This window comes from Prochlorococcus marinus XMU1412, from assembly GCF_017696315.1.
GTDB lineage: Bacteria > Cyanobacteriota > Cyanobacteriia > PCC-6307 > Cyanobiaceae > Prochlorococcus_A > Prochlorococcus_A marinus_AF.
The window spans coordinates 426,452-440,040 of sequence record NZ_JAAORJ010000001.1; the positions used below are offsets into that span (position 1 = coordinate 426,452).

Here is a 13,589-nt window from a genome sequence, read left to right on the forward strand (position 1 = left end):
TTGATTAATAACCAATTATATAAATCAAAATATCTGACAATTTTTAAAAGGTTGGGCAGTCATAGTGTACTCGCAATCATCGCACTAATCGTTATTGGAGGTGCTACGAGAGTCATGGAGGCGGGACTTGCCTGTCCAGATTGGCCATTGTGTTATGGATCTTTTTTGCCTTTTAATCATATGAACCTAAGAGTATTTCTAGAGTGGTTTCATCGTCTAGATGCTTTTTTGGTTGGAATATTAATTCTTTTTAAATTTGCCCTTTCAATTCTTTGGAAAAATGAAATTCCAAATTGGTTACCTAAAACTTATTCATTATTACTTTTTCTCGTTATTGTTCAAGGATCTTTTGGAGCATTAACAGTAATAAACCTTCTTGATTCATATATTGTTACTGGCCATCTTTTAATAGCTTTTCTACTTCTCATAACAACAATTTCAATAAATCAAAATTTAGAAAATGACGACATAGAAGAACCATCAATATGGTGGAGATTATTATTGTTTGTTCCTCTTTTACTTACTCTAATTCAATCTTTTATTGGAGTGAGGCTTTCATCAACCTGGTCAGCACATATTTGCTTATCTTTTAATAAACAATGTCTAATTCTAAATTCACATAAATTATTTGCTTTTCCAATTGCTTTTTCAATTCTATTTATTATTGCTACTGCAATTTATAAGAGAAGTTTGCTTAATGAAAATTGGAAATATCTCTCAGCACTTATTTTCCTCTTGTTTTCTCAAATTGCTTTGGGTGTTTTAAGCCTTAAAACAAATTTGAATGAACCTATTTTTATTATCGGTCATCAACTTAACGCCTCTTTGTTTATTGCGATATTAACAACATTAATTTTTAGAAATCCTTTTGCCAAAAAAGCTCTAACCCACTCCCTAAATTCTCAAATGGTTGGTATCAATTGATGAACAGTAGTAACATAGAAAACTTGAACTATAAATCTCCAGCTAGGGATGAAGTTGTACCTTCCAGAAAAAGATTAACTTTGCCCCCTTGGCTTGAAGTAGCAAAACCTAGATTAATCCCACTTTTATTGGCAACAACTTTGGGAGGAATGGCTTTAACAGAAGAATGGCCTTTGTCTTCACCGAAACTTATCTGTACTTTAGGAGGAGGCGCTTTGGCAGCAGCAGCAGCAGGAGCTCTTAATTGTTTGTGGGAAATGGAATTAGATAAGAGGATGACAAGAACTAGTAAAAGAGCCTTGCCAGCAGGAAAGTTGTCATCTGAGACTGTATTTTTAGCTGCCGTATCATGTACTTTGGCAGCTTCGATGCTTTTAGTAAGTGGTGTAAATTATTTGGCTGCGGGTTTAACCCTTCTTGGTTTATTTAGCTACGTAATTTTATATACAGTTATTTTGAAACCTCGTACAACAAAAAACATTGTTTTCGGAGGAGTTGCTGGTGCGATACCACCTTTAGTTGGCGCATCTGCTGCTACAGGGCATGTAGGACTTAGTGGTTGGTGGTTGTTTGGTTTAGTAATGTTATGGACCCCAGCTCATTTTTGGGCACTTGCAATTTTGTTGAAGGATGATTACTCATCTGTTGGTATTCCTATGCTTCCTTCTGTTAAAGGATCTGTTTTTACTGCTAAAGCGATTTCTCGTTACGGATGGGCAACAGTCTTAATGAGTATTATGGGAGTTTTTGCTTTACCTGAAGGGGGTCTCTTATACGGAATTATGCTATTGCCATTTAATGGAAGACTTTTGCAATTAATAAATGAATTAAAGAAGTCTCCTGATGATCTTTCAAGAGCAAAGTCTCTTTTTAGGTGGTCTATTCTCTATATGTTTGGTATTTGTCTTTTGTTATTAATTTCTAGAACCCAACTATCCGTAGAATTTGAGCAGCAATCTATGCAAATATTTTTATCTACACTATCACTGCTTAGTAATTAACTTAGATGTAAAATGTTTTTTAAGAAATAGTAAGTTTGATGAATTATATAAAAGTTAAAGGGCTCTCAAAATCTTATTCAGAAATCAAGGCTTTAAAAAATTTATCGATGGAAATTGAATCTGGAACATTATTCGGAATACTAGGTCCAAATGGTGCTGGCAAATCAACACTTATAAAAATACTAGCTACTTTAATAGAGCCTGATAGTGGAGAAGTTTTAATAAGTAATATTAATCTGATAAAAAATTCAAGGAAAATTAGAGAATTAATTGGTTATGTTGCCCAGGACATTGCACTTGATAAAATATTAACTGGACGAGAGCTTTTGGATTTTCAATCAGATTTATATCACATCAACAAAAACAAAAAATTTGAAAGGATTAATAAATTAATAGATCAATTAGAAATGAATGATTGGATTGATCGTAAGTGCGGGACTTATTCAGGGGGAATGAAAAGAAGAATAGATCTTGCAGCTGGACTTTTACATTTGCCCCAAGTATTAATATTGGATGAACCTACAGTTGGTTTAGATATTGAAAGTAGAAATATCATATGGCAACTTTTGAAAGATTTGAGAAATAATGGAATGACTATTATTTTAAGCAGTCACTATCTTGATGAAATAGATAAATTGGCAGACAAATTAGTGATAATTGATGATGGAAGGGTTATAGCACAGGGGACTCCTGCAGAACTGAAAAATAAATTAGGAGGAGATAGAGTAACTTTGAAAGTAAGAGAATTTAGTAATCAGGAAGAAGCAAAAAATATATGCCAAATTTTATCTGCAATAGATGGAATTAGTCAGATTATCATAAATGAAGCTCAAGGTTTCTCGATAAATTTTGTAGCAGATAAGGAAAAAGATTTACTTACGAAGCTCAAAGTGGAATTGGCATTCTCAAAGTTTGAAATTTTTTCTCTTACCCAAAGTCAGCCAAGCTTAGATGATGTATATCTTCAGGCAACTGGGAAAACATTATTGGATGCCGAAATTTCTATGGCAGGCAAAAGAGACTTTAAAAAAGAATCAAAGCAATCAATGCGATAAAAAACCCCTTCTTAACTAACTATAATGAAAATTAATTACTACTAATTATGGAATTACAACAATATAATTTATTTTTTTTATATCAAGAAACATTTGCCTTAACAAAAAGATTATTTATTCAATTAAAAAGAAGACCATCAACTCTTTTAGCTGGAATATTACAACCTATAATTTGGCTTTTTTTATTTGGGGCATTATTCTCTAAAGCACCTGAAGGTTTTTTGCCAGGAGTTGATTCTTATGGGAATTTTTTAGGAGCAGGACTTATTGTTTTTACTGCTTTTAGCGGAGCCCTAAATTCTGGTCTTCCTTTAATGTTTGATAGAGAGTTTGGATTTCTTAATAGATTACTTGTGGCTCCTTTAACCAGTAGATTATCCATAGTTTTATCTTCTTTTTTTTACATAACAATCCTTAGCTTTGTTCAGAGTATTGTAATAATGGTTGTTTCATACATTTTGGGTTATGGATGGCCCAACTTATATGGTTTAGGAATTGTTTTTACAACACTAATCCTATTAGTTCTTTTTGTGACATCAATAAGTTTATGTTTAGCTTTTGTTTTGCCCGGGCATATTGAATTAATAGCTCTTATATTTGTGATAAATTTACCTCTTCTTTTTGCAAGTACTGCTTTGGCTCCAATTTCTTTTATGCCAAATTGGCTTGGGTGGTTAGCTTCATTAAATCCATTAACTTTTGCGATTGAACCTATTAGGACTGCTTATACAGAAACTATGAATTTAGAATTAGTGGCTTTACATGCCCCATATGGTGATTTAACTTGTAAGAGTTGTATATCAATTTTATTTTCTTTAACAGTTTTTTCCTTGATCATTATAAGGCCTCTGTTAAATAGAAAGTTAAATTAATAAATTTATGCTTTTAAAAAATCATCTAATAGAAGTTTTTAAAAAAGCCTCTTCAGAAAATAATTTTTTGCTTAAAGAAAATGTTGTTCTTAAGTGGGTCCATAGATTTGGGATTGATTCTTTAAATGATTTATTAATCCATACTCCAGTAAAAAAGGAAAATCATGAAGAAGAAAATCAAGAACAAATAACTTTAATTGATGAAAATCATGAAGAAGAAAATCAAGAACAAATAACTTTAATTGATGAAAATCATGAAGAAGAAAATCAAGAACAAATTAGGCTTGAATCTTTTAAGACTTTAGAAAATTTAGAAGAAACAAATTGTGAACCAAATTACTTAAAAATTTCTAACAATAATCAAGTCTTTAATGCTAAACAAGATTCTAATCAAATAAATCAATATATTAAAACCCCAAAATTACCACTACCTAATATTAAAAATTTAAGAAAATGGATTAATAAAGATAAAAAAGCTAGTTAGCTATTTACATCATACCTGGCATACCCATGCCGCCCATTCCTGGCATACCCATGCCTCCCATTCCTGGCATACCCATGCCTCCCATTCCTGGCATACCCATGCCGCCCATTCCTGGCATACCCATACCTCCCATGCCACCCATTGGATCTCCACCTGGCCCTCCTGGGGCTGCGGCTTCAGGCTCTGGAATGTCAGCCATTGCAACTTCTGTTGTCAGGAGCATAGCTGCAATAGATACTGAATCTTGAAGAGCTAATCTTATTACTTTGGTTGGATCTAATATTCCTGAATCTTTTAAATCCTCATATTTTCCTGAATTAACATTGAAGCCTTTGTTAAGTCTTTTAATTTCAGCAACAACTACATCACCATTAAAACCAGCATTTTTTGCTATTTGTTTAGTAGGTTCCAAAAGGGCTTCTTTTACTATATTTATCCCTGTTCTTAAATCATCGGAAGATGTTTGACTTAAATTTAAAAGGTCATCTGATATTTCAATTAAAGTTTGTCCACCTCCAGAAACTACACCCTCTTCAATAGCAGCTTTCGTAGCATTAAGGGAATCTTCAATTCTTAACTTTTTGTACTTCATCTCTGTTTCTGTTGCAGCTCCAACTTTGATAAGTGCTACCCCTCCAGCTAGTTTTGCGATCCTTTCATTAATTTTGTCCTGATCATACTCTGAGTCTGTTATGTCAACTTCTCTCTTTAATTTTTCTACTCGCGCTTTAACCAAATCTTTAGTGTCTTCGAAGGCAACTATTGTAGTTTTTTCCTTCGTGATAGTTATTTTTTTTGCTTTGCCTAAATCTTTAATCGATACTTTATCAAGTGTCATCGATTTATCTTCACTAATTAACTTAGCTCCAGTAAGAATAGCAATATCTTCAAGGGCAGCTTTTCTTCTCTCGCCAAATAACGGAGCCCTTACAGAAGCTACGTTTAACACTCCACTATTCTTATTCAAAACCAAGGTGGTTAAAGCCTCTCCTTCAATATCTTCAGCAATTATTAGCAAAGGGGAGCCTGACTTCTGAATTTCTTCAAGTATTGGAACCAGATCAATTAAAGTTGAAATTTTTTGATCAGTTATTAATATTTTAGGATTTTCAAGTTCACAAACTTGTCTTTCTTGGTCTGTTACGAAATATGGAGAACTATAGCCTCTATCAAAAGACATTCCTTCAGTTATATCTAATTCTGTATCTAGTGATTGAGATTCTTCGACAGTTATTACGCCATCTGAAGTAACAATATCCATTGCCTTCGAAATTATAGATCCAATTTCTTCATCACCTCCAGCACTAACTGTTGCAACTTTTTGGATATCAGAACCACTTAATGAAATACTTTTGGAACTTAATTTTTCTAGAACAAAAGCCAGGCCTATCTCCATACCTTTTTTTAATTCCATAGGACTGGCACCAGAAGCAATATTTTTTAATCCCTCTTGAACCATCTTCTGAGTCAAAATGGTGGCTGTTGTGGTTCCATCTCCTGCACTCTCTTTCGTCTTGGATGCAACTTGTTCTATTAATTTCGCACCCAAATTAGAAATAGGGTTCTCAATCTCAATTTCTTTAGCAACTGTGGACCCATCTCTAACTATATCTGGTGAACCAAATTTTCTCTCTATTACAACGTTTTTTGCTTTTGGGCCAATAGTAACCTTTACCGCATTAGCTACGAAATTTACACCTTTTTCTAGCGCTTCTCTTGATTCATTAGAAAAACTTAATTGTTTAGCCATGTTTACTCAATCTTTAGTCTTATTCTAATCTCCCATAGAATCATTTTTAAGGGATATTTAATTAAGTGGGGAAAGCCGAATTTCTTTAAATGAGACATACACATTAACTCAAATAAGAGTATCTTTAAGTTATGGAAGAAACAAATAATCTTATTTTTACTCTTACCGCAATCCTGGCGATTGCTATGACACTGATATATTTTCCTTTAAGATTTTTCTTGACATTAACGGCTAGAAGTCGAAGACTTAAACTTTTACAAAAAATTAGAAGGTTAAGAGATGAATTGGGCCAGCCTTATGAAAGTACATAATTAAATACTCATACCTCCGTCAATACTGATTGTTTGCCCTGTAATATAACTCCCAGCATTACTAGAAACTAAGAATGACACTAAGTTTGCAATTTGAGTACAACTTCCTAATTTCCTTAAAGGGATAACTTTAAGTATCTCTTCAGTATTAAGTTTTCCAGTCATTTCTGTTTCTATAAAGCCAGGAGCTATTGCGTTTACGTTTATACCTCTTGAAGCAAATTCTTTAGCGCAAGATTTTGTGAATCCAATAACTCCAGCTTTGGCTGCAGAATAATTTGCTTGGCCGGGATTACCAATTATTCCAACAACAGATGAAATATTTACAATACTACCGCTTCTTTTTTTCATCATAAATTTTGAAGCATATTTTGTACAAAGAAAAACCCCTTTTAAGTTTGTATTTAATACATCATCCCATTGTTCCGATTTCATTCTCATCAATAGTCCATCTCTAGTAATACCTGCATTGTTAATAAGAATATCAATGGAGCCATTAATTTTTATGATTTCTCCAAAAGCTGAACTGACAGAATCCTCTCTTGATACATCAAATTTTAATTTATGAGCTTTACCTCCCGAATTTTTTATTGAATTTACAACTTCTTCAGCTTTTTCATCAGAAGAAGAGTAATTAATAAAAACTTCTGCTCCTAAGCGGCTTAGTTCCAAAGCAATTTCTTTACCAATTCCTCTGCTAGCTCCAGTGATTAAAGCAACTTTGCCTGATAATGAATCTGTATTGGACATTATGTAATTTTATAATTTTTAATCGTAGTACTATTTGTGTAAAGATATTGCTTTTATTTATAATTGTCTAGAAATTATTAAGACCTTCTATTGTGCACTTTTTAATACCAGCTGCAGGGAGCGGTAGCAGAATGAAAGCTGGAAAAAATAAATTACTTATTGATTTAGAGGGAGAGTCTTTGATTTTTTGGACACTTAAATCTGTATTTTCTGCAAGCTCAACAAATTGGGTTGGAATAATTGGGCAACCGAAAGATAAAAATTTATTATTAAATTCAGCAAAAGATTTTGCTCATAAAGTTCATTGGATTAATGGTGGTGACACTAGACAAGAGTCAGTTTTTAATGGTTTAAAAGCGCTACCAAAAGATGCTGAAAAAGTTTTAATACATGATGGTGCTAGATGTCTAATTAATCCTGAATTGATAGACCTTTGTGCCAAACAATTAGATGACAATGAAGCTGTAATTTTGGCTACTAAGGTAACTGACACAATAAAGATTGTTAATAATGAAGGTTTTATTAAAGAAACACCAGATAGAAATTATTTATGGGCAGCGCAAACTCCTCAGGGCTTTTTAGTAGATAGATTAAAAAAAGCTCATAAGATGGCAATTGATAATAATTGGAAAGTCACAGATGATGCCTCACTATTCGAAATGCTTAATTGGAAAGTGAAGATTGTTGAAGGAACTTATTCAAATATAAAAATCACATCCCCTATAGATTTGAAAATAGCAAAACTTTTTGTGAAGAACCCTTAGTTAAAAAGGTTTATGGATACTAAGAATGCCATCATAACCATTTAAAGTGGATTCGTATCCTAAAGGAATGCAAGCATTTCCCGATATGTGGCCTATTGGGAGGTCAAAAAGAATAGGAAAATCAAACTCTAGGAGTCTTTCAATAATGCAGTTTTTTAGTAAATCTTTCCATTCAAGGTCGCAGGAATCATTAGAAAAACTTCCGAATCCAATGCCAGCAATTTCAGTAAGTGTTTTAGTCATTCTGAGGTAAGTCAACATGCGATCAATTTTATAAATATCTTCATTAATATCTTCAAAAATTATTATTTTCCCTTTGCAATTTGGAAAGTGATTAGTACCAATTAAAAAAGTAGCAATAGTTAAGTTAGAAACGATAATTTCTCCTTTAGCTATCCCACCTCTTAAAGGGATTCCTCTTATATCTTCAACATATCCCTCAAAAAGTAAATTTCTTAATCTCTCAAGACTCCACTCCGGCTCTTTGAAAAGGCCATTAACCATGGGCCCATGAATAGAACCTGTAAATCCTTGAGAATATTTTGATAGTAATAAAGAACATGTATCTGAGAATCCAAGCATTAAACCATGCTGCCAAGAAGGTTCTTTTTCTAATAGTCTTGCTGAACCCCAGCCTCCTTTTGCAAAAATGATTAGCTTACTATTTAGTGCTTTTTCCAGTTCTTCAAATCTAGTTAGATCATCACCTGCAAAATAACCAAATTTTTTTGATAGAGAATTATTTTCATTAATTTCCAAGCCCCAGTTTTTTAAGATTTCTATGCCTTTTTGAAAATTTTCGTTTTCATCAATAAAGGAGCCTGGAGCTAAAATATCTATAAGATCACCTTTTTTTAATCTAAAAACCATCTTTAGAATTTATGAGGCAATGATAATTCCTAATAAAAGAACTCCTCCATAAATTGATTGATTTTTGAAGTGATTACCTATATTTTTCATTGTTTGCTTTTTCTCAGGAAATACTTTTAGTATATCTCTCTGCATTAAGATTGACGTTGTAAGCCAAATTGGCCAAAAAATAAAATCCATTTGATTAATAAATCCGCATAATGCGAGAAAACTAGAAGTTAAAAAATAACAAATTTGAATAGTTACTCTAGTATTGCTGCGGAGGTTAACAGCGGAGCTATTTATTCCAATTTTGATATCATATTTTTTATCTGCTAGAGCATAAATCGTGTCAAAGCCAAAAGTCCAAAAAATGGTAGCTAGCCAGCAAAACAACAAAACAATACTATTTAAATTGCCTTCATTTGCGGCCCAGGGAATTAAGACAGCAAAACCCCAGCATATGGATAAGATTAATTGGGGATATTTAAACCATCTTTTGGCAGAAGGATAAATTAAAATGATAGGTAAAGCTAAAAAAGCAAGTGAAATGGAAAGTATTCTTCCAGGTTGAGGTAGTGACAAAGTTAAAAAGAAGCTACATAAAATTAAAAAGATAAGAATTGAATAAGCCGTTTTAAGACCGATTTTATTTGCAGCTAGAGGTCTATCTTTTGTTCTAAAAACTCTTTGATCAATTTTTTTGTCCCAAATATCATTAACCACGCAGCCTAATCCACTTACTAGTAGTCCTCCCAGAATTATTCTTAGCAACATTAAAAATGTTGGATTAGCATCTGGGGTTAAATATAAACTCCATCCAGCAGGAATAAGTAAGATAATTCGTCCAGTCGGTTTATTCCACCTTAATAATTCAAAAAAAGTACTTAATTTAATTTGTCGGTTTTTATTTGGCATATGACCTATTGTATATTTCATAACTTTAAATAATTTTACTAGGATTAAATGATTTCTATTATTTAATAATCAATCTTGGGTATATTTATAAATGGATTAAAGATATTTGCATCTTATAAAAAGAAATGATAGATAAACAAGAATTAAGATATTTTCAAGAAAAGCAAATTTTCGTAGCTTCTATAGATATTGGAACTAACTCTACACATCTCTTGGTAGCAGAAATTAATCTAGAATTAAAATCATTTTCAATAAAATTCACTGATAAATCAACCACTCGTCTTGGAGAAAGAGATGAGGAGGGTAATCTTACTGAAGAATCAATCCAAAGAGCATTAGTTACTCTTAAGCGATTTAAGGAATATTGCAAAAGTAATGGAGTAAAACAAATAGTAACAGCAGCAACAAGTGCAGTTAGGGAAGCTCCAAACGGTCAAGATTTTATTAGAAGAGTTCTTGATGAAACTGGTATTCAAATAGAAATGATAAGTGGTTCTGAGGAAGCCAGATTAATTTACCTTGGCGTTCTTTCTGGTATGTCTTTTGAAGATCAGTCTTTTGTAATCATAGATATTGGAGGAGGATCTACAGAATTAATACTTGCAGATAAAAAAGATTCTATAGCTCTTACCAGTTCGAGAATTGGTGCTGTAAGACTTAAAAACGATTTTTTAAATAAAGAGTCTATAACTTCAGAAAGATCGAGTTTTTTAACAACTTTTATTAAAGGATCTTTAGAACCATCTGTTCGAAAAATAAAGAGTAGATCTAAGGGAGATAAGCCTTTATCTATGATTGCAACCAGTGGCACTGCAACCTCATTAGGAAATTTGATCGCAGATGATTTAGGAGAATCTAAACAAAAGTTGCATGGTTATAAATTTAAAAGGGAAAATTTACAAAATGTATTGGAAAAACTAATTAAATTGCCAGTTTCGGAAATCAAGAAAATACCTTCATTAAGTGAGAGAAGAGCAGAAATAATTATTCCAGGAGCATTGATATTAAACACCGCAATGGAGATGTTGAACTTTAATGAATTAATAGTAAGTGAGAGGGCGCTAAGAGAGGGTTTGGTTGTAGATTGGATGCTTCGTAAAGGGATAATTAAAAATGAGTTAAATATTCAAAGCAATATTAGAAAAACAACCATAGTCCATCAGGCCAGAAAGTTTGGAGTAGATAATACGAGAGCTGAGAAAGTTAATGATATTGCCTTTCAAATCTATAATCAGACTAAAAATATCTTTCATAGCGATAATGACCCTAAAGCAAAAGAGCTTCTTTGGGCAGCTTCTAATCTTTATAATTGTGGGAAATACGTGAATGTTGGTTCATATCATAAACACTCTTGGTACTTAATAAAAAATTGTGAGTTGTTGGGATATTCTGAAGCAGAAACAAATATTATTGCTTCAATTGCTAGGTACCATAGAAAGACTTTACCCAAGAAAAGACATGAGTCTTGGCAAAATTTAGTATCCAAAGAAGATAAAAAATTAGTTCTTGAAATGTCATTAATCCTGAGACTAGCAGCATCTCTTGATCAAAGACCTGACAAGGTGATCTCCTCAGTTCAAATAAAATTGCAGGAAAATATTCTTACATTTGAACTTTTACCTTTAAATAAAAACCATGATCTTCTTCTTGAAAAATGGAACTTAGGATTATGCCGAAATGTAATTAAAGAACTAAAGAATTTGGATTTAAAAGTTATTTAGTTTTTTTAAAAAGTTCTTGTTTTGGAGTTTGATTCTGAGAAGAGTCTGAAAATAAATTGAAAATCAAGGACGAGGCGATTAGTCCGAGAAAACCTGAAATTAAAATGAATATTAGGAATCCTAGTGGATTAAAATTCTTAGATTGCCTATATTTGTAATTTTTTTTGGAAACTTCTTCAACTATTTCTTCAATTTTCACTTCTTTCCTCTCTGTCTTGAACTCATCCATTAAAAATTCTGTATCAAGTTTGAGCTTCTGTGAAATGCGTCTAATCATTGCTTTGACAAATACTTTTTCAGGTAGTTTTTCTTCATTACCTTCTTCTATGGCTTCAAGTTGATGAGCTCCTATTTTTAAATCAGAAGCCAAATCTTCAATGGATTGATTTTTACTTAACCTAGCCTCTTTAATGAAATTTCCGATTCTCTTTAAAGAGGAATCTCCTCCTTTATTGTTGATTCCCGAAACAGATTTTATTTCTTTCAAAACAAGTAAATTTTTACTAATTATAGTAATTAATATTTTTCTAACAACTTAAAGATTATTTATTCCTAAAGAGATGTCTATAAGATGGATTATAAAGATTAGATCTTTTTTGAGAATTACTAATTGCTGGGCTAATTATGTAAATGGTTGTTCTAATTAGTCTTTTCTCAATAGAAAATTTTTCCATATCTTTTAATTCTATTATTGATGTCCAACCATCATCCCAAGACACTCTGAATCCAACAATCACTTTAGTCTCTGGAGGGTAGAACTCTAGTAGAGTTTCTTGAGATCTTTTCACATGCCTAGCACTAAGATAAAGACATATAGAGGAATTGTGTTTCGCAAGATCTTTCAGAGATTCTTTTTCGGGCATCCCTGTTCGTCCTCCTGCTCTAGTTAAAATTATTGTTTGCGTTACGTCAGGGATGGTTAACTCGGCTTCATGATATGCTGCAGCAACTTGAAAAGCACTTACTCCAGGAACAACCTCAGTTTCAATTTTTTCGTTTTTTAAAATTTCGATTTGCTCTCTAATTGCTCCAAAAAGGCAAGGGTCTCCATCATGCAACCTGATAACAGTTTTCCCTGCCTGAAATTTTTCTATCATAATTGAGGTGATTTGCTCTAAGTTGAGCGAACTCGTTTTTATTTTTTCAGAACCTTCTTTAGCTAAATCTAAAATCTTTTCAGGAATTAGAGAATCAGTCCAAATAATGACATCTGCAATTTTTATCTTCTTTAATGCTTTTAAAGTTAATAATTCTGGATCGCCTGGACCAACACCAATAAAAGTTATTTTTTTATCCATTCTTTCTATTTTTCCCACTATATGTTCTCAATCTTAAAAAAAATATTCCAATTAATCCAGAAGAAAATAGAAAAATACTTATAAATTGAGCCATTCTTATACCGCCATCACAGAAAGGTGGAAGTCCACCAATGCATAGTGGGTCAGTTCTTAAACCTTCAATCCAGAATCTTCCAAAGCTATAACTTATTAAATAAAGACAGCTGATAAAGCCAGGCCTGAAAAAATCTGTTTTATTTTGTTTATTAAAGGTAATAATAAGGACGATGAAAATTAAAAGATTCCATAATGACTCGTAGAGAAATGTAGGATGAAAAAATTCATAATTAAGAAATTCTAAAGGCCTATTTTGGATAGGTATAAATAATTTCCAAGGCAAATTTGTGGGAACTCCAAAGGCTTCATTATTGAAAAAATTTCCCCACCTTCCTATTGATTGTCCCAGAATAATCGAGGGTATTAATATATCTATAAAAGTTTTTAAATTAATTTTTTTCGACTTACAGAAATAGATAATAGATATTAATCCTCCAATTAGACCACCATGGATTGCGATGCCTCCTTGCCAAACTGCAAGAAAAGAAGGTATTTGAATGATGTTATTGAATAGTTCAACAGAAGTAAAAAAGTTCTCTCCGCTATATTGCCTCCATTCAAAAATTACGTAATAAGCCCTAGCTCCAATTATTGAAGATATTATTAATGATGGAAGTATTTCACTAATGTAATCTGGGTTGATATTTCTTGCCTTTGCTAGTTTTTTAGAGACAAATAGGCCTATCAAAACTGAAACCGAAATAAGTAGTCCATACCATCTAATATTTATAAATCCTAAATTGAAAAAAGTTTCTCCTGGAGATTGTATAAAAGCTTGAGGTATAAGCATTTAAAG

15 protein-coding genes are annotated in these 13,589 nt (G+C 32.3%); 8 read left to right on the plus strand and 7 right to left on the minus strand.

Going from position 1 to position 13,589, the window contains the following annotated elements; all coding sequences use genetic code 11:
* From HA152_RS02450 to HA152_RS02470, 5 genes are read left to right on the plus strand one after another with little or no spacing between them, the layout of a single operon-like run.
* Window positions 1-924 carry a COX15/CtaA family protein gene (locus HA152_RS02450; RefSeq protein WP_209133164.1) on the plus strand — a complete coding sequence of 308 codons (924 nt, stop codon included), beginning with the start codon at window positions 1-3 and terminating at the stop codon, window positions 922-924.
* Entirely contained in the window at window positions 924-1,925 is a 1,002-nt protein-coding gene (locus HA152_RS02455; RefSeq protein WP_209133171.1) for a heme o synthase, read from the plus strand. The genes HA152_RS02450 and HA152_RS02455 overlap by 1 nt, the downstream gene beginning before the upstream one ends.
* Before the next feature lie 38 nt (window positions 1,926-1,963).
* A complete protein-coding gene (locus HA152_RS02460) occupies window positions 1,964-2,980 on the plus strand; it encodes an ABC transporter ATP-binding protein (protein ID WP_209133173.1) in 1,017 nt (338 codons plus the stop codon).
* 47 nt (window positions 2,981-3,027) lie between these two features.
* Window positions 3,028-3,852: an ABC transporter permease gene (locus HA152_RS02465; protein ID WP_002805246.1), complete on the plus strand. Its 825-nt coding sequence runs from the start codon at window positions 3,028-3,030 to the stop codon at window positions 3,850-3,852.
* A 7-nt stretch (window positions 3,853-3,859) separates the two neighbouring features.
* Window positions 3,860-4,336 (plus strand): glycoprotein, encoded by a 477-nt coding sequence (locus HA152_RS02470; RefSeq protein ID WP_209133175.1) that lies wholly within the window; start codon window positions 3,860-3,862, stop codon window positions 4,334-4,336.
* 4 nt (window positions 4,337-4,340) lie between these two features.
* Here the strand turns inward: HA152_RS02470 and groL are convergent, their stop codons facing one another.
* A complete protein-coding gene (gene groL, locus HA152_RS02475) occupies window positions 4,341-6,086 on the minus strand; it encodes a chaperonin GroEL (protein ID WP_209133183.1) in 1,746 nt (581 codons plus the stop codon).
* 131 nt (window positions 6,087-6,217) lie between these two features.
* On the opposite strand from groL, the gene HA152_RS02480 reads away from it, so the two are divergent.
* Window positions 6,218-6,397 carry a hypothetical protein gene (locus HA152_RS02480; protein ID WP_011862475.1) on the plus strand — a complete coding sequence of 60 codons (180 nt, stop codon included), beginning with the start codon at window positions 6,218-6,220 and terminating at the stop codon, window positions 6,395-6,397.
* Here HA152_RS02480 and fabG read toward each other — a convergent pair whose 3' ends face one another.
* Window positions 6,398-7,147 carry a 3-oxoacyl-[acyl-carrier-protein] reductase gene (gene fabG, locus HA152_RS02485; protein ID WP_209133185.1) on the minus strand — a complete coding sequence of 250 codons (750 nt, stop codon included), beginning with the start codon at window positions 7,145-7,147 and terminating at the stop codon, window positions 6,398-6,400. It abuts the gene before it with no gap.
* A 92-nt stretch (window positions 7,148-7,239) separates the two neighbouring features.
* Here fabG and ispD point away from each other — a divergent pair, with 92 nt between their 5' ends.
* Window positions 7,240-7,911: a 2-C-methyl-D-erythritol 4-phosphate cytidylyltransferase gene (ispD, locus tag HA152_RS02490; RefSeq protein ID WP_209133187.1), complete on the plus strand. Its 672-nt coding sequence runs from the start codon at window positions 7,240-7,242 to the stop codon at window positions 7,909-7,911.
* Here the strand turns inward: ispD and HA152_RS02495 are convergent, their stop codons facing one another.
* Window positions 7,912-8,781, minus strand: a complete 870-nt coding sequence (locus HA152_RS02495) for an LD-carboxypeptidase (protein ID WP_209133189.1) — start codon at window positions 8,779-8,781, stop codon at window positions 7,912-7,914.
* Window positions 8,782-8,790: 9 nt separating this feature from the next.
* Window positions 8,791-9,699, minus strand: a complete 909-nt coding sequence (locus HA152_RS02500; protein ID WP_374939234.1) for a 4-hydroxybenzoate polyprenyltransferase — start codon at window positions 9,697-9,699, stop codon at window positions 8,791-8,793.
* A 104-nt stretch (window positions 9,700-9,803) separates the two neighbouring features.
* Between HA152_RS02500 and HA152_RS02505 the strand changes: the two genes are divergently transcribed.
* Entirely contained in the window at window positions 9,804-11,399 is a 1,596-nt protein-coding gene (locus HA152_RS02505; RefSeq protein WP_209133191.1) for a Ppx/GppA phosphatase family protein, read from the plus strand.
* On the opposite strand, the gene HA152_RS02510 is transcribed toward HA152_RS02505, so the two are convergent.
* From HA152_RS02510 to lgt, 3 genes are read right to left on the minus strand one after another with little or no spacing between them, the layout of a single operon-like run.
* The gene (locus tag HA152_RS02510; RefSeq protein WP_209133193.1) at window positions 11,392-11,886 is read right to left on the minus strand and encodes a helix-turn-helix domain-containing protein; all 495 of its coding nucleotides are present in this window, start codon (window positions 11,884-11,886) and stop codon (window positions 11,392-11,394) included. The two genes, HA152_RS02505 and HA152_RS02510, sit on opposite strands and share 8 nt — an antisense overlap.
* Before the next feature lie 55 nt (window positions 11,887-11,941).
* The gene (gene cobM / locus HA152_RS02515; RefSeq protein ID WP_209133195.1) at window positions 11,942-12,697 is read right to left on the minus strand and encodes a precorrin-4 C(11)-methyltransferase; all 756 of its coding nucleotides are present in this window, start codon (window positions 12,695-12,697) and stop codon (window positions 11,942-11,944) included.
* Entirely contained in the window at window positions 12,690-13,583 is an 894-nt protein-coding gene (gene lgt, locus HA152_RS02520; protein WP_209133197.1) for a prolipoprotein diacylglyceryl transferase, read from the minus strand. Before lgt ends, cobM begins: the two co-directional genes overlap by 8 nt.
* Window positions 13,584-13,589: the final 6 nt, after the last annotated feature.

Excerpts from the sequence above, each read along its gene's own strand:
- HA152_RS02455 (WP_209133171.1), top strand. The coding sequence starts at position 924 with ATGAACAGTAGTAACATAGAAAACTTGAACTATAAATCTCCAGCTAGG.
- cobM (WP_209133195.1), bottom strand. The coding sequence starts at position 12,697 with ATGGATAAAAAAATAACTTTTATTGGTGTTGGTCCAGGCGATCCAGAA.
- HA152_RS02480 (WP_011862475.1), top strand. The coding sequence starts at position 6,218 with ATGGAAGAAACAAATAATCTTATTTTTACTCTTACCGCAATCCTGGCG.
- HA152_RS02505 (WP_209133191.1), top strand. The coding sequence starts at position 9,804 with ATGATAGATAAACAAGAATTAAGATATTTTCAAGAAAAGCAAATTTTC.
- HA152_RS02470 (WP_209133175.1), top strand. The coding sequence starts at position 3,860 with ATGCTTTTAAAAAATCATCTAATAGAAGTTTTTAAAAAAGCCTCTTCA.
- HA152_RS02465 (WP_002805246.1), top strand. The coding sequence starts at position 3,028 with ATGGAATTACAACAATATAATTTATTTTTTTTATATCAAGAAACATTT.
- groL (WP_209133183.1), bottom strand. The coding sequence starts at position 6,086 with ATGGCTAAACAATTAAGTTTTTCTAATGAATCAAGAGAAGCGCTAGAA.
- HA152_RS02460 (WP_209133173.1), top strand. The coding sequence starts at position 1,964 with ATGAATTATATAAAAGTTAAAGGGCTCTCAAAATCTTATTCAGAAATC.
- HA152_RS02495 (WP_209133189.1), bottom strand. The coding sequence starts at position 8,781 with ATGGTTTTTAGATTAAAAAAAGGTGATCTTATAGATATTTTAGCTCCA.
- fabG (WP_209133185.1), bottom strand. The coding sequence starts at position 7,147 with ATGTCCAATACAGATTCATTATCAGGCAAAGTTGCTTTAATCACTGGA.
- HA152_RS02500 (WP_374939234.1), bottom strand. The coding sequence starts at position 9,699 with ATGAAATATACAATAGGTCATATGCCAAATAAAAACCGACAAATTAAA.
- lgt (WP_209133197.1), bottom strand. The coding sequence starts at position 13,583 with ATGCTTATACCTCAAGCTTTTATACAATCTCCAGGAGAAACTTTTTTC.